General features: G+C 71.5%; 21 protein-coding genes. 8 read left to right on the top strand and 13 right to left on the bottom strand.

Annotation, left to right across the window (positions count from 1 at the left end; all coding sequences use genetic code 11):
* Window positions 1–359: 359 nt before the first annotated feature.
* Window positions 360–1010 (bottom strand): DNA-3-methyladenine glycosylase, encoded by a 651-nt coding sequence (locus ABVB68_RS35530; protein WP_353605349.1) that lies wholly within the window; start codon window positions 1008–1010, stop codon window positions 360–362.
* 100 nt (window positions 1011–1110) lie between these two features.
* Here ABVB68_RS35530 and ABVB68_RS35525 point away from each other — a divergent pair, with 100 nt between their 5' ends.
* The 3 genes from ABVB68_RS35525 (at window position 1111) to ABVB68_RS35515 (ending at window position 3149) form a co-directional block, all read left to right on the top strand.
* On the top strand, window positions 1111–1893 hold the full coding sequence (locus tag ABVB68_RS35525; RefSeq protein ID WP_353605348.1) for a sporulation protein: 783 nt from the start codon (window positions 1111–1113) through the stop codon (window positions 1891–1893).
* 45 nt (window positions 1894–1938) lie between these two features.
* Entirely contained in the window at window positions 1939–2478 is a 540-nt protein-coding gene (locus tag ABVB68_RS35520; protein ID WP_353605347.1) for a YbhB/YbcL family Raf kinase inhibitor-like protein, read from the top strand.
* A 164-nt stretch (window positions 2479–2642) separates the two neighbouring features.
* On the top strand, window positions 2643–3149 hold the full coding sequence (locus tag ABVB68_RS35515; protein WP_353605346.1) for an HNH endonuclease: 507 nt from the start codon (window positions 2643–2645) through the stop codon (window positions 3147–3149).
* Between the two features lie 190 nt (window positions 3150–3339).
* Here ABVB68_RS35515 and ABVB68_RS35510 read toward each other — a convergent pair whose 3' ends face one another.
* The 3 genes from ABVB68_RS35510 to ABVB68_RS35500 form a co-directional block, all read right to left on the bottom strand.
* Window positions 3340–4293, bottom strand: coding sequence for an SPFH domain-containing protein (locus ABVB68_RS35510; protein WP_353605345.1), 954 nt, complete (start codon window positions 4291–4293; stop codon window positions 3340–3342).
* Between the two features lie 111 nt (window positions 4294–4404).
* On the bottom strand, window positions 4405–4836 hold the full coding sequence (locus tag ABVB68_RS35505) for an NfeD family protein (RefSeq protein ID WP_353605344.1): 432 nt from the start codon (window positions 4834–4836) through the stop codon (window positions 4405–4407).
* Window positions 4837–4908: 72 nt separating this feature from the next.
* Window positions 4909–5706: an ABC transporter ATP-binding protein gene (locus ABVB68_RS35500; protein WP_353605343.1), complete on the bottom strand. Its 798-nt coding sequence runs from the start codon at window positions 5704–5706 to the stop codon at window positions 4909–4911.
* A gap of 150 nt (window positions 5707–5856) precedes the next feature.
* Here ABVB68_RS35500 and ABVB68_RS35495 point away from each other — a divergent pair, with 150 nt between their 5' ends.
* Window positions 5857–6645 carry an Rv1486c family protein gene (locus ABVB68_RS35495; protein ID WP_353605342.1) on the top strand — a complete coding sequence of 263 codons (789 nt, stop codon included), beginning with the start codon at window positions 5857–5859 and terminating at the stop codon, window positions 6643–6645.
* 49 nt (window positions 6646–6694) lie between these two features.
* Here the strand turns inward: ABVB68_RS35495 and ABVB68_RS35490 are convergent, their stop codons facing one another.
* From ABVB68_RS35490 to ABVB68_RS35480, 3 genes are all read right to left on the bottom strand, one after another.
* Window positions 6695–6940, bottom strand: a complete 246-nt coding sequence (locus tag ABVB68_RS35490) for a chaplin (RefSeq protein ID WP_353605341.1) — start codon at window positions 6938–6940, stop codon at window positions 6695–6697.
* Window positions 6941–7110: 170 nt separating this feature from the next.
* Entirely contained in the window at window positions 7111–7752 is a 642-nt protein-coding gene (locus ABVB68_RS35485; RefSeq protein ID WP_353605340.1) for a response regulator, read from the bottom strand.
* Window positions 7745–8920, bottom strand: a complete 1176-nt coding sequence (locus ABVB68_RS35480; RefSeq protein ID WP_353605339.1) for a GAF domain-containing sensor histidine kinase — start codon at window positions 8918–8920, stop codon at window positions 7745–7747. The genes ABVB68_RS35485 and ABVB68_RS35480 overlap by 8 nt, the downstream gene beginning before the upstream one ends.
* Before the next feature lie 781 nt (window positions 8921–9701).
* On the opposite strand from ABVB68_RS35480, the gene ABVB68_RS35475 reads away from it, so the two are divergent.
* Window positions 9702–10421 (top strand): transglycosylase SLT domain-containing protein, encoded by a 720-nt coding sequence (locus ABVB68_RS35475; RefSeq protein WP_353605338.1) that lies wholly within the window; start codon window positions 9702–9704, stop codon window positions 10419–10421.
* Between the two features lie 74 nt (window positions 10422–10495).
* Here the strand turns inward: ABVB68_RS35475 and ABVB68_RS35470 are convergent, their stop codons facing one another.
* Window positions 10496–13078 carry an FHA domain-containing protein gene (locus ABVB68_RS35470; protein WP_353605337.1) on the bottom strand — a complete coding sequence of 861 codons (2583 nt, stop codon included), beginning with the start codon at window positions 13076–13078 and terminating at the stop codon, window positions 10496–10498.
* Window positions 13079–13322: 244 nt separating this feature from the next.
* Between ABVB68_RS35470 and ABVB68_RS35465 the strand changes: the two genes are divergently transcribed.
* Together ABVB68_RS35465 and serB are read left to right on the top strand one after the other, a co-directional pair.
* Window positions 13323–15047: a streptophobe family protein gene (locus ABVB68_RS35465; RefSeq protein ID WP_353605336.1), complete on the top strand. Its 1725-nt coding sequence runs from the start codon at window positions 13323–13325 to the stop codon at window positions 15045–15047.
* Window positions 15048–15248: 201 nt separating this feature from the next.
* The gene (gene serB / locus ABVB68_RS35460) at window positions 15249–16457 is read left to right on the top strand and encodes a phosphoserine phosphatase SerB (protein ID WP_353605335.1); all 1209 of its coding nucleotides are present in this window, start codon (window positions 15249–15251) and stop codon (window positions 16455–16457) included.
* Between the two features lie 257 nt (window positions 16458–16714).
* On the opposite strand, the gene ABVB68_RS35455 is transcribed toward serB, so the two are convergent.
* The 4 genes from ABVB68_RS35455 to ABVB68_RS35440 all read right to left on the bottom strand — a co-directional run bounded on the left by ABVB68_RS35455 (window position 16715) and on the right by ABVB68_RS35440 (window position 19341).
* Complete coding sequence (locus tag ABVB68_RS35455; RefSeq protein WP_353605334.1) at window positions 16715–17233, bottom strand: SixA phosphatase family protein; 519 nt, start codon at window positions 17231–17233, stop codon at window positions 16715–16717.
* A gap of 79 nt (window positions 17234–17312) precedes the next feature.
* A complete protein-coding gene (locus tag ABVB68_RS35450; protein ID WP_353605333.1) occupies window positions 17313–17525 on the bottom strand; it encodes a hypothetical protein in 213 nt (70 codons plus the stop codon).
* A 179-nt stretch (window positions 17526–17704) separates the two neighbouring features.
* Window positions 17705–17824, bottom strand: a complete 120-nt coding sequence (locus ABVB68_RS35445) for an SGM_5486 family transporter-associated protein (RefSeq protein ID WP_353605332.1) — start codon at window positions 17822–17824, stop codon at window positions 17705–17707.
* Window positions 17825–18027: 203 nt separating this feature from the next.
* A complete protein-coding gene (locus ABVB68_RS35440; protein ID WP_353605331.1) occupies window positions 18028–19341 on the bottom strand; it encodes a CynX/NimT family MFS transporter in 1314 nt (437 codons plus the stop codon).
* Between the two features lie 81 nt (window positions 19342–19422).
* On the opposite strand from ABVB68_RS35440, the gene ABVB68_RS35435 reads away from it, so the two are divergent.
* Window positions 19423–20115 (top strand): FadR/GntR family transcriptional regulator, encoded by a 693-nt coding sequence (locus ABVB68_RS35435; protein ID WP_353605330.1) that lies wholly within the window; start codon window positions 19423–19425, stop codon window positions 20113–20115.
* Here the strand turns inward: ABVB68_RS35435 and ABVB68_RS35430 are convergent.
* Window positions 20093–20443 (bottom strand): hypothetical protein, encoded by a 351-nt coding sequence (locus tag ABVB68_RS35430; RefSeq protein ID WP_353605350.1) that lies wholly within the window; start codon window positions 20441–20443, stop codon window positions 20093–20095. The two genes, ABVB68_RS35435 and ABVB68_RS35430, sit on opposite strands and share 23 nt — an antisense overlap.
* Window positions 20444–20600: the final 157 nt, after the last annotated feature.

The following is a 20600-nucleotide window of genomic DNA, read 5'->3' as shown; positions in this document are numbered from 1 at the left end:
GCTGTTGAGTTCTCAAGGAACGGTCGCTTCCTTTGTACTCACCCTCTCGGGCTTTCCTCCGGGCTTCCCTTCGGTGTTTCCGACTCTATCAGATCCTTTCGACATCCGATTCCCGGTCGGCGGGATTTGTCTGGGGCTTCCGGCTTTCGCCTGTCGGCCTTTCGACATTCACTACGTTAGCCGATTTCCCCGGCGACTCATAATCGGGTCTTCCGAGTTCGAATTCGGGCACGTAGGCGCGCCGAAATCGACCCCGTCGAGGGGGTGTGGCTAGGTAGTGGGTTGGCCGCTCCGGCTGCAGGCGATCGCCGTACCCGGTTCAGCGGCTCGGGATACATTACGCACCTTGTGGAGGCGCGTCAACTCCGACCGCGCCGCGGCACGTGCGCCCGGTAGGGGCTCACGGTCGGGTCATCGGCCACCCAGAAGCGCCAGGGGTGCAGGTCGCCGCTTCCGCCGTCGCCGGCGACGCCGGTCCGCGGGCCGCTGAGCACCTGGTCGGAGGGGGTGGGCGTACCCGTCAGCATCCTCAGAGGTGTCTCCTGAGAGGTGCACGCGTCCGTGCCGTCCAGGGACCGGTCGACCTCCAGCGCCGTGGCCAGTCGGGCCGGCCCCTTGGCCAGTTCCTTGTCGTTGCGGGCCGAAAGTCGACGTTTGCGGGCCAGTTCGGCGCCCTCCACGATCTCGCCCGCGCGGAGCAGGACGGCGCTCGCCCTGCCCTCCGGCCCGCAGACGAGGTTCATGCAGTGCCACATGCCGTAGGTGAAGTAGACGTACACGTGTCCCGGCGGGCCGAACATCACCGCGTTGCGGGGCGTGGGGCCGCGGTAGGCGTGCGAGCCGGGGTCGTTCGGGCCGTCGTACGCCTCGACCTCCGTGAGGCGGAGCGCGATCGGGCCGTCCGGTGTCGTCCGGACCAGGGTGCGGCCCAGCAGGTCCGGCGCGACCTCCAGGACCGGGCGGTCGAAGAAGTCACGGGGCAGTGGCATACGGTCCGGGGGCGCGATCATGCCGTCCGAGGGTAGTCCAGACGGGTCACCGTCCCGGCGGAACCGGTCCGGGGCGGATCGCGTTTGTACGGGCGAGGGTCCATCCGTAAAGGGAGAGTCAATGGCGTTCAAGAAGCTGCTCGCGAGCCTCGGGGCCGGTGGGGCGTCGGTCGAGACGGTGCTCACCGAGGTCAACGTCGTGCCCGGTGGCGTCGTCCAGGGTGAGGTGCGGATCCAGGGCGGGTCCGTCGACCAGGACATCGAGGGCCTGTCCGTGGGCCTGCAGGCCAAGGTCGAGGTGGAGAGCGGCGACGAGGAGTACAAGCAGGACATCGAGTTCACCAAGGTGCGGCTCGGCGGTGCCTTCCAGCTGCGTGCGGGTGCCGTCCACGCGGTGCCGTTCGGACTCGAGATCCCGTGGGAGACGCCGGTCACGATGATCGACGGGCAGGCGCTGCGCGGCATGAACATCGGTGTGACCACCGAGCTCGAGATCGCGCGAGCCATCGACTCCGGCGACCTGGACCCGATCAACGTCCACCCGCTGCCGGCGCAGAAGGCGATTCTGGACGCCTTCATCCAGCTGGGCTTCCGCTTCAAGAGCGCGGACATGGAGCGCGGGCACATCCGGGGTACGCGGCAGCGGCTCCCCTTCTACCAGGAGATCGAGTTCTTCCCGCCGTCGCAGTACCGGGGGCTGAACCAGGTCGAGCTGAGCTTCGTCGCGGACGAGCACGCCATGGACGTCGTCCTGGAGATGGACAAGAAGCCGGGGCTCTTCAGCGAGGGCTCGGACACCTTCCGCTCCTTCCAGGTGGGGCAGAACGACTGGCAGGGGACCGACTGGGCGGCCTACCTGAACCAGTGGCTGTCCGAGGTCGGCAGCAGGCGTAACTGGTTCTAGGCTCGGGAACCTGTGATTCCAGTCGTCGATCCAGGAGGTAACGAGGTGACCGAGCTCAAGCGGCGGCCGCTCCCCCACGATTTCCATCCGCCCGTGCCGTCGTTCACGGTGACGAGCAAGGACATCGAGGAGGGTGCGACGCTCAAGGGCGACCAGGTCCAGGCGCAGGGCAACACCTCGCCGCAGCTGCGGTGGGAGGGCTTCCCGGCGGAGACCAAGAGTTTCGCCGTGACCTGCTACGACCCGGACGCGCCGACCGGCAGCGGGTTCTGGCACTGGGTCCTGTTCGACATCCCGGCGTCGGTGACGGAGCTGCCGGCCGGCGCGGGTGGCGGCAAGTTCGAGGGGCTGCCCGAGGGTGCCGTGCACGCGCGGAACGACTACGGGTCGAAGGACTTCGGCGGTGCCGCACCGCCGCCCGGCGACGGCTCGCACCGGTATGTGTTCACGGTGTACGCGGTGGATCAGGAGAAGCTCGGTCCGGACTCGGACGCCTCTCCGGCGGTCGTCGGCTTCAACCTGCGGTTCCACACGATCGCGCGCGGCCGGCTCATCGGTGAGTACGAGGTGCCCGCCGAGGGCTGAGAGCACTCTGGTCAAGCCGAGCGTTCATTGAACGTTTGCCCGCCTCCGGTCATGGAAGTGATCGGAGGCGGGCATTTTTTATTGCGTTGTCCATCTCGGCGCGCCCGTCCAGAGTTGATCCAAGCCCGCCGGGGGTGGGCGGACGCACACGGGAGGTGGGCTGGATGCGGGACACGCTGGTGCTGAACGCGAGCTTCGAGCCGCTGTCGACGGTGACGCTGAACCGAGCCGTCGTTCTGGTGCTGCAGGACAAGGCCGTCGTCGAGCAGGCCCATGCCGAACTGCGGATGCGCGGTGCCGACGTGGACATACCCGCGCCCCGGGTGATCAGGCTGTGCCGCTATGTACGGGTGCCGTTCCGAAGACAGGCACCGTGGTCGAGACGGGGTGTGCTGGTCCGGGACCGGCACCGGTGCGCGTACTGCGGGCGCCGGGCCACCACGGTGGACCATGTGATTCCGCGGTCGCAGGGCGGGCAGGACACGTGGCTGAACACGGTCGCCGCGTGTGCGGAGGACAACCACCGGAAGGCCGCCCGGACGCCGGAAGAGGCGGGGATGGCATTGCTGCGGCTGCCGTTCGAGCCCACTCCGGCGGATGCGATGCTCCTGGCCCTGGGGCGGGACGATCTCGACGCGCTGCCGGACTGGCTGGCTCGGGACGCCGCCTGAGCAGGTGCCGTAGAACGGTGTGCGGGTGGTCGGCCGCGGGTCGTCTTCGGTCGGTGCCGCGGTACCCCCGCCCCGCTGGTGACGCGGTTTTCCGCCCCGGCCGGTGACACGGGTTTCCACCCCGGTCGGTGACGCGGTTCCCCGCGCCCCTTTCGGGATGCGGGGGAACCCGAAGCCGGGAGTACAGCCGTCAGTCGATCGACGGCTTCTCGCGGCGGTGGTCCGCACCGTTGCCGGACCCGGAACCACTGCTGCCCGAACCCCCGCCCATGGGGCCGAAGTTGCCCATCGCGCCGGACAGGCCCTTGAGGGCGTCGCCGATCTCGCTGGGCACGATCCAGAGCTTGTTGGCGTCGCCTTCGGCGATCTTCGGGAGCATCTGCAGGTACTGGTAGGACAGCAGCTTCTGGTCCGGGTCGCCCGCGTGGATGGCCTCGAAGACCGTGCGGACGGCCTGGGCCTCGCCCTCGGCGCGCAGGGCTGCCGCCTTGGCCTCACCCTCCGCGCGCAGGATCTGGGACTGCTTCTCGCCCTCGGCGGTGAGGATGGCCGCCTGGCGCGTGCCTTCGGCGGTGAGGATCGCGGCGCGCTTGTCGCGGTCGGCGCGCATCTGCTTCTCCATCGAGTCCTGGATGGAGGTGGGCGGTTCGATGGCCTTGAGTTCGACGCGGTTGACGCGGATGCCCCACTTGCCGGTGGCCTCGTCGAGGACGCCGCGCAGCGCCGCGTTGATCTCCTCGCGGGAGGTCAGGGTGCGCTCGAGGTCCATGCCGCCGATGATGTTGCGCAGGGTGGTGACCGTGAGCTGCTCGATGGCCTGGATGTAGCTGGCGACCTCGTAGGTGGCGGCCCGTGCGTCGGTCACCTGGTAGTAGATGACGGTGTCGATGTTCACGACCAGGTTGTCCTGGGTGATCACGGGCTGGGGCGGGAAGGGTACGACCTGTTCGCGCAGGTCGATGCGGTTGCGGATGGTGTCGATGAACGGGACCACGATGTTCAGGCCCGCGTTCAGCGTCCGCGTGTAGCGTCCGAAGCGCTCGACGATGGCGGCGCTGGCCTGCGGGATGACCTGGATGGTCTTGATCAGGGCGATGAAGACCAACACCACCAGAATGATCAGGACGATGATGACCGGTTCCATCGTGTTCCCCGTACCTCTCTCCGCCTCGGCTTCTTCGGCAGGTCTCGTAACTGCTGAAGATCTTGCTGGTCGAGTCTGACAGACCGTCGCCCAACTCGGGGGCCGGATAGCTCAGATGACGATCGCGGTGGCTCCTTCGATGTCCACGACATCCACCTCCTGGCCCACCTCGTAGGCGCTGCCGTTGTCGAGGGCGCGGGCCGACCAGACTTCTCCGGCGAGCTTGATGCGGCCGCCGGTGCCGTCGACCCGTTCGAGTACGACGGCCTGTTTGCCCTTCAACGCGTCGACACCGGTGGCGAGTTGGGGGCGCTGTCTGTCGTGGCGGGCCGCGATGGGCCGGACGACGGCGATGAGGGCGACGGAGACGAGCACGAAGACGAGCACCTGGAGTACGACGCCGAGCCCGAGGCCTGCGGCGATCGCTGCCGCCACCGCACCCACGGCGAGCATGCCGAACTCGGGCATCGCGGTGACCACCAGGGGGATTCCGAGGGCCGCCGCGCCGACGAGCCACCACACCCATGCGTCGATGTCGTTCACGTGGTCATGGTAGGACCCCGGTCGGACGGCGGACAGGGCGCGAAGGGGAGCGGGTCCGGCTCGGGGGCGGGGTCAGGACAGGGGCAGGCCCTGGGCGGTCCAGCGGTCGCCGATCTGCTCGACGACGAGCGGCAGTCCGAAGCAGAGGGAGAGGTTGCGGGAGGAGAGCTCGAGTTCGATCGGGCCCGCGGCGAGGACCTTGCCCTGGCGGATCATGAGGACGTGGGTGAAGCCGGGGGCGATCTCCTCGACGTGGTGCGTGACCATGATCATCGAGGGGGCGATGGGGTCGCGGGCGAGCCGGCCGAGGCGGCGGACCAGGTCCTCGCGGCCGCCGAGGTCGAGGCCGGCGGCGGGCTCGTCGAGCAGGAGCAGCTCGGGGTCGGTCATCAGGGCGCGGGCGATCAGGGTGCGCTTGCGCTCGCCCTCGGAGAGGGTGCCGAACCTGCGGTCCAGGTAGTCGCTCATGCCGAGGCGGTCGAGGAAGGCGCGGGCGCGCTGCTCGTCGACGTCCTCGTACTCCTCCTGCCAGCCGGCGGTCATGCCGTAGGCGGCGGTGAGCACGGTCTGGAGGACCGTCTGGCGCTTGGGGAGCTTCTCCGCCAGGGCGATGCCGGCCATGCCGATGCGGGGGCGCAGCTCGAAGACGTCGGTGCCGGGCTTGCCGAGGGTCTCGCCGAGGACGGTGGCGGTGCCCTTGCTGGGGTAGAGGTAGCTGGAGGCGACGTTCAGCAGGGTGGTCTTGCCGGCGCCGTTGGGGCCGAGGATGACCCAGCGCTCGCCCTCCTTCACCGACCAGGAGACCTGGTCCACCAGAGCCCGGCCCTCGCGGACCACGGATACGTCCTGAAGCTCCAGAACATCGCTCATGAGCGCGTTGTCTCCCCTTGCAGTGTGGCCGGTCGCGGCTGTCGCGTACGCCTGTGGCTCGGTCCGCCGCGCCTGTGGGCGCAGCCCTTATGAAATCTACGCCACGAGTCTCCCGCTCCATTCCATCGGTCCGGTCCTTAGGGTGGGGGGATGCTCTCGGAACCGCGTTCAGGACGCCTTGCAGCTTGGGGAAATGCCCTTTTCGCCGGACTTGTCTCACCGGATGACGCCGCTCTCGCCATCGTGGGCGAGGACGCGGTGCACCGGGTGGAGGGGCTGCCCGATGAGCCCGCGCCGGTCGGGCTCACGCTCGCGCTGGGCCGGCTGCGGGCGCTGGGGGTGACCGGTCTGCGCGTCGCGCTGCCGGCGCCCGGTCATCCGCTGGGGCTGAGCGGTCCGCCGGAGTTCAACGCGCGGGCGCTGGAGGCCGAGGAGGCGGTGGTCTGCTTCGGTGCCGCGTTCGGGCTGGTGCCGGAGGTGCACGAGGCCGGGCCCGAGGGCGATGTGCACGTCGAGGTGGTGTGGCAGGTGCTGCCGGTGCGGGAGGCGCCGCCGGCCGATGTGCCCTCGCTGGGCGAGGCGGAACGGGAGCTGGCGGAGGCGCTGCGGGACGCGACCGAGATGCTGGCGAAGCTGGATGTCGCCGGGTCGGGTCCGGTGGCGGACGCGGCGATCGACGCGTACCGGGCGCGGGCCGAGCGGGGGCGGGAGGTGCTGGCGCCGGGATATCCGCCGCGCGCGGTCCGGGTCTTGGAGCTGGCGCAGCGCGTGGGCCTGCTGGTGTCGCTGGCCTCCGACCACGGGCACGGCGGCGCGGTGAGCGCTTCGGAGATGGCGGCGCGGGGGGCCGCGCTGCGGCCGGTGGAGCGGACGGCCCGGCGGGCGCAGGTGGCGGCGTTCAACTCGATCGTGGAGGAGCGGGAGCGGGGGGTGACCTGACAGGCCCTCCGGCGTACCCGGAAGGCCTGGGGTCGACGTCGGCGCAGCCTCAGTGGTTGACGCCGAGGTTGCCGAAGACCGGGTTCAGCACGCCGATGACGCTGACGCTGTTGCCGACCGCGTTCACCGGGACGTGCACCGGGGCCTGGATGACGTTGCCCGAGACGACGCCCGGGGAGCCGTGGGCCTCGCCGGCCGCCTTGGCACCGTCCGCGGCGGAGGCCAGGCCCGCTCCGGCGGCCACCAGACCACCGGCCACCATCGTCACGGCCGCTGCCTTCTTCAGGTTCTTCACTTTCAACCCCTCCTGGGCGTTCACCACGGCGGTTCACCGTGGCACGCACTGGAGAACGGCGGAGATCGCCGGAGGATGCGCCATCCGGGTGACATTCCCACGACGGTATGAATCTCAGTCCGGACCGGAACTCATCGGACTGCCGTGGGTGGCCGGGCGCGGAGGACGTCTCAGCTGGTCACACCATGGCGTACGGCCCACAGTGCGGCCTGGGTGCGGTCGACGAGGTCGAGTTTCATGAGGATGTTGGAGACGTGCGTCTTGACGGTCTTCTCGGACAGGACGAGGGCACGGGCTATCTCCCGGTTGGAGCGGCCGTCCGCGATCAGGCCGAGCACCTCCCGCTCCCGCTCGGTGAGCGAACCCCCTCTGCCCTGACCGTTGTTGCCCTCCTCCTGGGAGAGCAGGGCGCCGGCGACCTCGGGCTGGAGCAGGACGTGCCCAGCGTGCACGGAGCGGATGGCGCCGGCGAGGGCGTCGGGGTCCACGTCCTTGTAGACATATCCGGCGGCGCCCGCGCGCAGCGCCGGGACGACCGTGCGCTGCTCGGTGAAGCTGGTGACGATCAGCACGCGCGCGGGGTTGTCGAGTTCGCGGAGCCTGCGCAGGGCCTCGATGCCGTCCATGCCCGGCATCTTGACGTCCATGAGGACGACGTCGGGCCGCAGCTCCTCGGCGCGGGCGACTCCCTCGGCGCCGTCGGCGGCCTCGCCGACCACCTCGATGTCGTCCTGCACCTCCAGGAAGGTGCGCAGGCCCCGGCGGACGACCTGGTGGTCGTCGACCAGGAGCACCTTGATCGCTTCATCCACCGGGGACCTCCATCTCGATCGTGGTGCCCTTGCCGAGCGCCGATTCCACGGTCAGCGAGCCGCCGACCCCGCCGGCCCGGTCCCGCATGGAGACCAGGCCCAGATGCCGTCCGGCGCGGCGGACCGCCTTCGGGTCGAAGCCGCTGCCGTCGTCGGTGACGCGCAGGACGGCCCCGCAGCCGCGGCGCTGCACGACCACGTCGACGTGTGCGGCGCCGGAGTGGCGCAGGGCGTTGTGCAGGGCCTCCTGGGCGACCCGGAGCAGGGCCTCCTCCTGGGCGGCGGGCAGGGCACGGAACCCCTTGCCGGTGAAGGTCACGCGCGCGTTGTGGGCGCGGTCGAGGACCTGTGTCTGGGTGCGCAGGGTGGCGATCAGACCGTCTTCGTCCAGGGCGGCGGGCCGCAGCTCCACGACGGCGGCGCGCAGTTCGTCGACGGCCTCGGCGGCGAGCGCGGCGACCTGGTGCAGTTCGCCCTTGGCGCGGGCGGGGTCGCGGTCGACGAGGGCGGCCGCCGCCTGGGCGGTCAGACGCAGGGAGAAGAGCTTCTGGCTGACCGCGTCGTGCAGCTCGTGGGCGAGCCGGGAGCGTTCCTCGGCGATGGTCAGCTCGCGGCTGCGCTCGTACAGGCGCGCGTTGGTGAGGGCGATGGCGGCGTGCTGGGCGAGGAGGCCGAGCAGATCCTCGTCCTCCCGCGTGAAACCGCAGCTTCCGTCCGGCTTCGGGCACGGAGCGTGGGCGTGGCCGCCCGCGGAGCGCAGTTTGTTGGCGAGGAAGAGCGCGCCGAGCACCTCGTCGCCGTCCCGGATGGGCACGCCCAGGAAGTCGGCCAGGTCGGGGTGGGCGGCGGGCCAGCCCTCGAAGCGGGGGTCCTTGCGCACGTCGGCGAGGCGCTCGGGGCGGGCGTCGTGCAGCATCGCGGCGAGGATGCCGTGCTGGCGGGGCAGCGGGCCGATCGCCTTCCACTGGGCGTCGCTGACGCCGTCCACGACGAACTGGGCGAACCCGCCGTGGTCGTCCGGGACGCCGAGGGCGGCGTACTCGGCGTCGAGCAGCTCACGGGCGGAGGCGACGATCGTCTTGAGGACGTCGCGCACCTCCAGATGTCTGCTCATGGCCAGCAGCGCGGAGCTGACCGCGGCGAGGCCGGACCGGGGGCCTTGACTCATGTGCTCACGGTACCGGCGGGGTGTGACAGCGCGGATCGGCCCTGTGACGGCCGGCACCGGGCCGCTGGACCTAGGCCGGTCGGCGTAGGCCGCCCGCCAGGACTCCACTGACCCGGCTCCACTGACCCGGCCAGGACCCCACTGCCCCAGGGCCTCACTACAAGGAACCGTGCACGCGCGCGCGGGCGCACGGAGGGGCGGGCGCGCGTGCACGGAGGGGTGGACGCGCGTGCATGCACGGAGGGGCGGGCGCGCGCGTGGCGCGTGCACGGAGCACCGGGCACGCGTGCGCGCGTGCGCGCGAGGGAGGACGGAGCGGGCCTCGTTCGTGCGGTGCGCTCGGCCTCGTTCGTGCGGTGGGCTCGGCCTTGTTCATGAGGCGGCGCCGGACGGGGTGTGCCCGTGGCAGGAGTGCGGGGCCGCGCGTCTCGTCCTCCGGAGGGACACCCTCACACAGAGCATTGCAACGGCAACTCCCGGTGAGAACGGCGCCCGTACGGTGTGAGCCCGCGCATAGGGCGCACATCACGTACGAAAGTGCATAGGAGATAAACCGCCCCATATGAACGGGGCGGACATCCCGTTCTGCCCCGTTTCGCCCTTCCCTGATCCACTACCGGGGATCGTACGTCACACCTTTGCCACGGGATTTTGCGCCCGCTAAGAATTGCTCTCGTCGCTCAGCGCCGTGGGTATCGCCCCGCGGCGTTCGTGTGGGAGGAACCGAGTCCCCCGGCGGACGCAGGAGCGACCTCCGCGCTACAGAAGAGGTCCATCAGCCATGCCCAAGAGCATCCTCAGCCGAGCTAGTCGTACCGTGACGAAGCAGCACAAGATCGCCGTCGCCGGCGTCGCCGCCCTCGGTACCGCCGCCATCGCCTTCTCGGCCGTTCCCAGCAACGCCCAGACGGTCACCACCGGCGCCCCGGCCTCGACCGCCCAGGTCGCCACCAGCACCGCCCTCCAGCACGTCAAGGGCACGGTCACCGACCAGCTCGCCACCGAGACCGTCAAGCTCGACACCATCGCGGCACAGAAGAAGGCCGTGGACGAGGCCGCCGCGAAGAAGGCCGCCGTCGCAGCCGCGGTCAAGAAGGCCGCGCAGGAGCGCACCGCCCAGGCCGCCGCCAACCGCAGCGCCCAGCGCGTCGCGATGCAGCCCGTCGCCGCGAAGAGCTACGCGAACAACCTGGACGGCTGGATCCGCCAGTCCCTGGACATCATGAAGTCCAAGGGCATCCCGGGCAGCTACCACGGCCTGCACAAGAACATCATGCGCGAGTCGTCCGGCAACCCCATGGCCATCAACGACTGGGACATCAACGCCATCAACGGCATCCCGTCCAAGGGTCTGCTGCAGGTGATCCCGCCGACCTTCAGGAGCTACCACGTGCCCGGCACCTCGTGGAACATCTACGACCCGGTCGCCAACATCACCGCCGCCGCCAACTACGCTGCCGACCGCTACGGCTCGATCGACAACGTCAACAGCGCGTACTGAGGTCGGCGCGGACCTCTGACGTAACGCGGAAGGGCGGCACCCCTCGGGGGGTGCCGCCCTTCGCTCGTACCGCGTTACTTGCGCATGACCTCCGGCTCGTGGCGGCGCAGGAAGCGGGCCACCAGGAAGCCGCAGGCCACACCCAGCGCGATCAGCGCGACCATGTCCAAGCCCCAGGCCGAGGCCGCGTGGTCCCACAGCGGATCGGTGCTGGTCGGGTCGTCGGTGTTCGGCGCGATGTTGTTGAAGTCCAGCGTGCTGCCGGCCGCGGCCACCGCCCAGCGGGACGGCATCAGGTACGAGAACTCGTTCACGCCGAGCGTGCCGTGCAGGGTGAAGAGGCAGCCGGTGAAGACGACCTGGATGATCGCGAACATCACGAGCAGCGGCATGGTCTTCTCGGCGGTCTTCACCAGCGAGGAGATCACCAGGCCGAACATCATCGAGGTGAAGCCCAGCGCCATGATCGGCAGGCACAGCTCGAGCAGGGTCGAGCCGCCCAGGACGAGGCCCTCGGCGGGGATCTCCCGGCTGGCGAAGCCGATCAGGCCGACGAGCAGGCCCTGCAGCACCGTGACGGCGCCGAGCACGACCACCTTGGACATCAGGTACGCCGAGCGGGACAGGCCCGTGGCGCGCTCCCGCTCGTAGATGACCCGTTCCTTGATCAGCTCACGGACCGAGTTCGCGGCACCCGCGAAGCAGGCGCCGACGGCGAGGATCAGCAGGACGGTGGTGGCCGTGCCGTTCGGGACGTGCAGGCCGGTCTTCGGGTTGACCGCCGCGTTCACCAGCAGGCCCTTGTCGCTGTCGATCAGCAGGCTGACCGCGCCGAGGACCGCCGGCAGGATCACCGTCAGCGCCAGGAAGCCCTTGTCCGAGGCGATGACCGAGACGTACCGCCGGATCAGGGTCACCAGCTGCGAGCCCCAGCCCTGCGGCTTGGGCGGCCTGATGGCCTGCGGCGGCGGCATGTGTACGGACTGCGGGGCGACCGCGTCGATGTCCGCCGCGTACATCTGGTAGTGCTGCGAGCCCTTCCAGCGGCCCGCCCAGTCGTAGTCGCGGTAGTTCTCGAAGGCCGAGAAGACGTCGGCCCAGCTGTCGTAGCCGAAGAAGTTCAGCGCCTCCTCCGGCGGGCCGAAGTAGGCGACCGCACCGCCCGGCGCCATCACCAGCAGCTTGTCGCACAGCGCCAGCTCGGCCACCGAGTGGGTGACGACGAGGACCGTGCGGCCGTCGTCGGCGAGGCCGCGCAGCAGCTGCATGACGTCGCGGTCCATGCCCGGGTCGAGGCCGGAGGTCGGCTCGTCCAGGAAGATCAGCGACGGCTTGGTGAGCAGCTCCAGGGCCACCGAGACGCGCTTGCGCTGGCCACCGGACAGGGACGTGACCTTCTTGTCCTTGTGGATGTCCAGCTTCAGCTCGCGCAGCACCTCGTCGATGCGCGCGTCGCGCTCCTGCCCCGTGGTGTCGGCCGGGAAGCGCAGCTTGGCCGCGTACTTCAGGGCCTTCTTGACGGTCAGCTCCTTGTGCAGGATGTCGTCCTGCGGGACCAGACCGATGCGCTGGCGCAGCTCGGCGAACTGCTTGTACAGGTTCCGGTTGTCGTAGAGCACCTCGCCCTCGTTGGCGGGGCGGTAGCCGGTGAGTGCCTTGAGCAGCGTCGACTTGCCGGAGCCGGACGGGCCGATGACCGCGATCAGCGACTTCTCCGGGACACCGAAGGAGACGTCCTTCAGGATCTGCTTGCCGCCGTCGACCGTGACGGTCAGATGGCGTGCGGAGAAGGAGACCTCACCGGTGTCGACGAACTCCTCGAGGCGGTCGCCGACGATACGGAACGTGGAGTGGCCGACGCCCACGATGTCGCTGGGGCCGAGCAGCGCCGAGCCGCCCTTGGCGATCGGCTGGCCGTTGACGTAGGTGCCGTTGTGCGAGCCGAGGTCGCGGATCTCCAGGCGGCCGTCGGGAGTGGCGTGGAACTCGGCGTGGTGCCTGGAGACCTGCAGGTCGGAGACGACCAGCTCGTTCTCCAGGGCACGGCCGATGCGCATCACGCGGCCGAGCGAGAACTGGTGGAACGTGGTCGGGCTGCGGTCGCCGTGCACCGGCGGCGCCCCCGCGGCACCACCGGGGATCTTCTGTGCGTACTGCTCCGCGGGCCCGGCCTGCTGCGGGAAGGCGGGCACCTGCTGCTGCGGCTGCTGCCAGCCGGGCTGCGGCGCCTGCTGGTGGGCGGGCGCCTGGTGCGCCGGCGCCTGCTGCGGTGCGGCCTGCTGCTGGGCCCAGCCGGGGGCCCCGGCACCCTGGGCCGCGTACGGCGCCTCCTGCGGGCCGGTCCCGCCGACCGGGGCCACGTTCGCGTGCGCCGACAGATTCAGCCGCGGCCCGTCCGTCGCGTTGCCGAGGTGCAGCGCCGAGCCGGGCCCGATCTCCACCTGCTGGATCCGCTGCCCCTGCACGAACGTGCCGTTGGTGCTGCCGTGGTCCTCGATGACCCAACTGCGGCCGTCGAAGCGGACCGTGGCATGCCGCCAGGAGACCCTGGCGTCGTCGAATACGACGTCACCCTGCGGATCTCGTCCGAGGGTGTAAGGCCTGGACGGATCGAGCGTCCAGGTACGTCCATTTGTTTCCAGTACGAGTTCCGGCACTCCATGCCCCACTGAGTTGTCCCCCGAATTACCCCCGACACAGGGAGTCTAGGGATGTCGAACATCGTGGGGAACTATTCCAGGCTCGGCCCTCTGACCGAAACCCGGGCCTTGCCGTGCGGGCTCTTGTGCGCCCCGGCTTGCGCCGTTGACGGGGTGGAAACCGGGCCGGACAGTGGTAATCCCACGCGAGGGGGGCAAGCGCGGCTGTGCAGCCGCGCCGTGGATCCGGGGGGGGTCTGCCATGAGCGCTGCCACGGGTGCCGAAACCGCGCGGCACGGCCCGAAGTTTCCCTGGACGGACCTCGTGGTGTCCGCGATCGCCGCGGTGAGCTGGGCGTTCATCGGGATGGCGGGCACCGCCGCGCTGGGACTGCACCTGTTGCGGGCCGACGCGTCGGCCTCACCGGGCCCCATGACCGCGGCCGTTGTGGCCCTGGGGGCGGGGGGTTCGGTCGCGCCGTCCGGTGACGTGTCCGCTTTCGGGCTGACAGGCGCCGAGGCACACGCCGCCATCGAGATCACGCCACTCGGGGTGAGCCTCGTCGGTGCGCTGCTGCTGTCGTGGTTCTTCCTACGGTCCCTGCGCACGGCCCACGTTGCGATCGCGCCCGGCGAACTCCTCGCGCGGGCGGGCGCGGTGGTCCTGCTCTTCGTCGCCGTGCTGGGCGGACTGGCGTGGGCGGGCCACGACGTCGTCACCATCGACGGTGCCGCGCTCGGCCTGGCCGGGCTGCCGGGCGGGGGCGGCGCGAGCGTCCCCGGCCCGGGGGGCGGCAAGAGCATCCCCGGCCTGGGGGACGGTGGGCTGCGCGTCCCCGGCCTCGGGGACGTGGGCGGCCTGTTGCCGGACCGGGTCGGCGACCTGATCCACGCCAAGGCGGCGGTCGGCTTCACCGTGGACACCTGGGCGACGCTCCTCGGCGGACTCGGCTGGTGCTCCGGAGTCCTGGTGGTCGCGCTGCTCGCCACCCGCCGCGTGCCCCTCCCGTCCGGCTGGGCCGTGGTCCACCGGGTGGTCCGGCCGGCCGTCTCGGCGCTGGTCCACGTCCTGCTGCTGGTCGTGGTGGCAGGGCTCGCGGCGGCGGCGTACGCGGCGATCGGCGACGACCATCCGCGCCGGATCGCCGGCGCGGCGCTGCTCGGCGCGCCGAACGGGGCCTGGCTCGGCCTCCCGCTCGGTCTGTTCGTCCCCTGGGACGGCCGGGCCACCGGCGTCCTGGGCGGATTGCTCCCGCATCCCCTGGACCGGCTCCTCGGCGTGCGGCCCGACCGGCCGGTGACGCTGGGCCGGCTGGCCGAACTGGACGGACGGGTCTGGCTGCTGGCGGTGGCGGCCGCGCTGGCACTGCTGTCGGCCGGGGTGCTGACCGCGGTGCGCACGCCGGTGGTCCCGTCCGCCGACAGCGCGCTCCGCCTGGCCGGCCGGTGCGGGCTACGGCTCGGGATCGCGACCGCGCTCGCCCTGCCGCTGCTCGCCCGGCTGACGGACGTGTCCGTGAACGCCTCCCTGTCCGTCCTCGGCTTCGACGCCTTCGGCGCGGGCGTCACCCTGCACGGCCACCTCGCCATGGCCTCGGCTCTGGGGGCCGTGTGGGGGGCGGGAGCGGGGGCCACGGGGGCGCTGGCTGCGTGGGCGACCGGGGCCGCGGGAGCGAGGGTGGCTCACAGCGGCCCTGAGGGGGCGGGGGCGGCGCGAGGGGCTGCGGGAGCCCGGACTGCGGAGGCTGGGTACGAAGGAGTCGGGGGCGCCGGTGGGCCGTACTCGCCCAGGCCGTCGTACCGGCCTCCGAACCCCGGCACCAACCCCTATCTCCGGGTGCCCGATGAACTGCGGGACGCACCCTCGCCCGCGGCCGACGACGATCTGCACGGCGCCCCGACCATCGCCCGGCCGCTCGGTCCCGCTCCCCCGCCGCCCCGGCACCGTCGCGGCCGGCGCCAGACCGGCGACCAGCCCCCGCCCTGAGACACTCCGCCCCGTTCCCCCGGCCTGCCCGCGGTCGCGTTCCGTGTCACAGTCGGGGTGGGATCGGGGTCGCGCGAGCCGGTCGGCGGGCTGTCTTCCGGCTGCGGGATCCGCGGCACCGGGCGGACACCCGTTGTTCCGTGTCCGTCAGGCGGACCTCGGCGGCGGAAGGCACTGGGTGCCGGATACGGTGGTGACACCATGAGCGCTTCGCAGACCTCCGAAGGCCCCACTCTCCTCGTCAAGATTTTCGGCAAGGACAGGCCGGGCATCACGGCCGGCCTCTTCGACACCCTGGCCGCCTACTCCGTCGACGTGGTCGACATCGAGCAGGTCGTCACCCGGGGCCGCCTCGTGCTGTGCGTGCTGGTCACCCCTCCGCGGGCCGGCCTGGAGGGCGATCTGCGGGCGACCGTGCACAGCTGGGCCGAGTCCATGAAGATGCAGGCGGAGATCATCTCGGGGCACGGCGACAACCGGCCGCGCGGCCTCGGGCGGTCCCTGGTGACAGTTCTCGGCCACCCGCTGACGGCCGAGTCGACGGCCGCCATCGCCGCCCGCATCGCGAAGGCCGGCGGCAACATCGACCGTATCTTCCGGCTCGCCAAGTACCCGGTGACCGCGGTGGAGTTCGCCGTCTCCGGTGTGGAGACCGAGCCGCTGCGCACGGCGCTGGCCTCGGACGCCGCGGCACTCGGTGTCGACATCGCGGTCGTCTCGGCGGGCCTGCACCGGCGCGCCCAGCGGCTGGTCGTCATGGACGTGGACTCCACGCTCATCCAGGACGAGGTCATCGAACTGTTCGCCGCGCACGCCGGCTGCGAGGACAAGGTCGCCGAGGTGACGGCGGCCGCGATGCGCGGGGAGCTGGACTTCGAGCAGTCGCTGCACGCGCGCGTGGCGCTGCTGGAGGGGCTGGACGCCTCGGTGGTGGAGAAGGTGCGTGCGGAGGTCCGGCTGACCCCGGGCGCCCGCACCCTGATCCGCACCCTGAAGCGGCTCGGCTACCAGGTGGGTGTCGTCTCCGGCGGCTTCACCCAGGTCACCGACGATCTGAAGGAACGGCTGGGGCTCGACTTCGCCCAGGCCAACACGCTGGAGATCGTCGACGGCAGGCTGACCGGCCGGGTCACCGGGGAGATCGTGGACCGGGCGGGCAAGGCGCGGCTGCTGCGCCGGTTCGCCGCGGAGGCCGGGGTGCCGCTGTCGCAGACGGTGGCGATCGGTGACGGCGCCAACGATCTGGACATGCTGAACGCGGCGGGTCTGGGTGTCGCCTTCAACGCCAAGCCGGTGGTCCGGGAGGCGGCGCACACGGCGGTGAACTTCCCCTTCCTCGACACGGTCCTGTACCTCCTCGGCGTCACCCGCGAAGAGGTCGAGGCGGCCGACACCCACGACGAGGACTGAGCGACCGCGCCACGTCACGACCCGGACGGACCGCCCTCCCACGTCACGGCCGGGACGGACCGCCCCCGTGTCACGGCTCGGTCCGACCCATCCCGGCGTACGGCTCGGTCCGACCCATCCCGGCGGTCACGGCTCGAACCGGCCCATCCCCACGTCATGGCTCGGACCGACCGGTTCGGATGGGCGAGGGCACGACGAGGGGCCCTCGGTGCGCCGTTGCCACCGCGGCACGGTGACCACCGGGCGCCGCCTGGTGGTCACTCGGAGGGCGCCCAGTAGTCCGTGAGGGTGGCCGCGCCCGGCTCCAGGCCCTTCCACGGACCCTCGAAGGTCAGCAGCGCGAAGGCCGCGGCGGGGAAGCCGCGCCGGTTCATCCGGTCGCGGGCGTCGCCCTCGGCGGAGCCGGCCAGGATCTCGGCCAGGCCGTGCACGCCGGGATTGTGGCCGATCAGGATCACGTTCCGCACGTCGTCCGGGATCTCGTTGAGCAGGGCGATCAGCTCGCCGGGCGAGGCCTCGTAGACCCGCTCCTCGTAGACGGTCTTCGGCCGGTGCACCAGCTCGTGGACGGCGAGCTTCCAGGTCTCGCGGGTGCGGGTCGCGGTGGAGCACAGGGCCAGGTCGAAACCGATGCCGGTGTCGGCCAGCCTACGGCCGGCGATCGGGGCGTCCTTGCGGCCCCGCTCGGCGAGCGGACGCTCATGGTCGGACACCTGGGGCCAGTCGGCCTTGGCATGACGGAAGGGAACGATCATGCGGGGTTCAGCGGCGCTCATGCAGTCCAGCTTCGCATGAGACAGGCCAGGTGGTGCAGGGAGTTGGCATGCGGGTCACCCCCCTGAAGAGGGCTCCGTGTCAGCGGGCGACGAGCTGCTGGGCGCGCTCGAACAGGTGGGTGATCGCCGGGTCGCCGCTCGCCGCGTGGGCGTCCGACGGGTTCAGTATCAGCGCGAGCAGCGCGATGAACGCGAGCGCGGGCAGGGTGAGGGCCCACCAGGGCAGCCGGATGTCGACGCCGCCGCCCGCGGTCGCCGGGTGGGGCCGGGAGGAGAGGGTGCGGGACGGCATGATCGCCTCCGTGGGTCTTCGAGCGGGTCCGTGACCGCCTCGCGCGGTCACCTCTCGAAGCTACGGACCCGTGGGCCGACAACCCATCCGGAAGTCCACCCAGTTGACCCTGACCCTGGCCCCCTAGGGGATGGGGGTGCCAGCCCCACCATCCGCCTGCGGGCCCGCGGGGGTGTCCGTCACGGGGACGCGATGATCGCGATGATGGCGATGATCACGAAGATGGCGAGGAACGAGCCGAAGACGAGCAGCATCTTCTTCTGGCCGTTCTGCGGGTTCGGGTCGAGCACAGGCTGCATGCGCCCAGTCTCGCACCCCTCGGCCGGAGAACTCGGCCGGGGTGGCCCGGCCGGCTCCCGAGCCAGCCCGGACGGCCCAGCCGCCCGGGCACCCCCGGGGACCGGCTCTGCCGGCCCTGGCAGCCCAGCCGGCCCGAACGGCCGAGGCCGACCCAGCCGGCCCGAACGGCCGAGGCCGACCCAGCCGGCCCGGACGGCCGAGGTCAGCTCGCCGCCTCGTCCTCCACCGTGCGGTCGCGGCCCGCCAGGACGCCCACGGCCATCTGCGGCAGCATCAGAGCCGCCATCAGGGCGATCGGCAGTCCCCAGCCGCCGCTGTGCTGGTAGAGCACGCCCACGAGCAGCGGGCCGGGGATGGAGAGCAGATAGCCGGTGCTCTGCGCGAACGCGGACAGCTGGGCCACGCCCGGGCCGCTGCGGGCCCGCATGCCGACCAGCGTCAGGGCCAGCGGGAAGGAGCAGTTGGAGACGCCCAGCAGCAGGGCCCAGGCCCAGGCGCCGCCGGCCGGCGCGAAGTACAGGCCGGCGTATCCGGCGAGTCCGCAGACGCCCAGCACCAGCGCGATCGGGCCCTGGTGGCTGAGCCGGGTGGCGACCCGGGGGATGACGAAGGCCAGCGGCACGCCCATCACCATGGTGACGGCGAGCAGCACACCGGCGGTGCCCGCGGGCACTCCGGCGTCCCGGAAGATCTGCGGCATCCAGCCCATGGTGATGTAGGCGGCCGTGGCCTGGAGGCCGAAGAAGACGGCGAGCGCCCAGGCGGTGCGGCTACGGGTGATCCGCAGCGGAGCGGGGTGTTCCGCCGCGTCGCGCGCCGGTGCCCGTCCCTGCGCGGGCTCGGCGCCGCGGTCGCGGACCAGGGGCAGCCACGGCAGGCCGGCGGCCGCGGCGATGATCGCCCAGACGGCGAGGCCGGAGCGCCACTCGCCGCCCATGGCGTCGGTCAGGGGGACGGTCGCCGCGGCGGCGAGGGAGGTGCCGAGGGCGAGTGCCATGGAGTACAGGCCGGTCATGGAGCCGACCCGGTCGGGGAACCAGCGCTTGACGATGACCGGCATCAGCACGTTGCTGACGGCGATGCCCATCAGGGCGAGGGCACTGGCGGCCAGGAATCCGGCCGTCCCGCCGACGTAGGGGCGTATCAGCAGGCCGGCGGCGATCGCGGCCATGCCGGCGCACACCACGGCGGCCGGGCCGAAGCGGCGGGCCAGGCGGGGCGCGGTGACGCCGAAGACCGCGAAGCACAGCGGCGGCACGGAGGTGAGCAGGCCGGCGACGCTGCCGCTCATGCCGAGTCCGTCGCGGACCTCCTCCAGGAGGGCCCCCAGGCTGGTGATGGCCGGGCGGAGGTTCACCGCGGACAGCACGATGCCGACGACGACCAGTCGCGTCGCCCACGCGCGCGTGCGGCCCTCGCCGGAGGGGGTCTCGGGTGCGCGCGCCGCGGCGGCCCGGCGTTCGGTCGGTGACATCGCCGTACGGGTGTCCACTGCCCGGATTTCCTCACTAGCCATGGGCACATCATAGAATCATGGGATGATTGGCTGTCCATCTCCGGGCCTCTTCGGTCCGGGCCACCCGTGCGAAGGTGTGCCATGCCGCTGAGCCACCCGCGCCGTTCGGCGCTGTCCGAGCAGGTCATCGCCGCGCTGCGCCAGCAGATCACCGCCGGCGAGTGGCCGGTCGACTCGCGCATCCCCACCGAGCCGGAACTGGTCGAGCAGCTCGGAGTCGCCCGCAACACCGTCCGCGAGGCGGTCCGCGCGCTGGCGCACAACGGTCTGCTGGACATCCGCCAGGGCTCCGGCACCTATGTCGTCGCGACGAGCGAACTGGCCGGCGTCATGCAGCGCCGCTTCGCCGAGGCGGACCCGCGGCACATCGCGGAGCTGCGCTCCACCCTCGAGTCGGCGGCGGCGAAGCTGGCCGCGGAGCGGCGCACGGAGAAGGACCTCAAACAGCTGGACGCGCTGCTGGGGCGGCGGGAGGAGGCATGGGAGGCGGGTGACGCGGAGGTCTTCGTGACGGCCGACGCCACCTTCCACCTGGCCGTGGTGGCCGCCTCCCACAACGACGTCATGACGGCGATGTACGCCGACCTGGGAGAGGTGCTGCGGGACTGGCTGCGCGCGGACGTGGGGGCCGAGCTGACGCCGGAGACGCACATGGACCACACGCGGCTGGTGGACGCCATCCGCTCCGGGGACCCGCAGGCGGCCGCCGAGGAGGCCGCGAGCTATCCGTTCCTGTGCCGTCCGGACAGGTTCAGCGCTCCCTCTGGTGGCTGACCCAGACCGATTCGACGTCCTTCCAGCACCGGCCGGCGAGTCGTACGGTCATGGCGGGCCCGGCGTCCACCGGGGCGCTGTCGGTGTCGATGTCCCACCAGCGGGCGCACTCGATGTGCAGCCGGACGCGATCCGTGTCGACATAGGGGTTGTGGCAGTAGGCCACCACGTGGGAACCGCTCACGGTGGTGCGGCACGCCGCGCCGAACAGGTCCGGGGCCGGGGGTTTCGGGTCGCCCGCGCGTGGGTGGGACACCGCGTCGTACGGGAGGGAGAGCACGAGGGCAACGGCCACGGTCACCGGGGCCAGGATGCGGGACAGGCGCACAAGGGGACCACGTCCACGCACGATTTCCCTCCGCAGCCCGGCCGAGGAGGTCCCCTTGTGCGGGGCGTGTCGCCGGACCGCCCCAGCACGGCGGGACCGCCGTTGACCTCCACGAACTCGAAGGAGAGCGCCGGGCCGGTGCCTGCCACGGCGACGA

The sequence above is a fragment of the Streptomyces sp. NPDC096012 genome, assembly GCF_040426375.1.
GTDB lineage: Bacteria > Actinomycetota > Actinomycetes > Streptomycetales > Streptomycetaceae > Streptomyces.
Note: the sequence above shows the minus strand (reverse complement) of the source record. Positions and strands in the feature narration are given on the sequence as shown.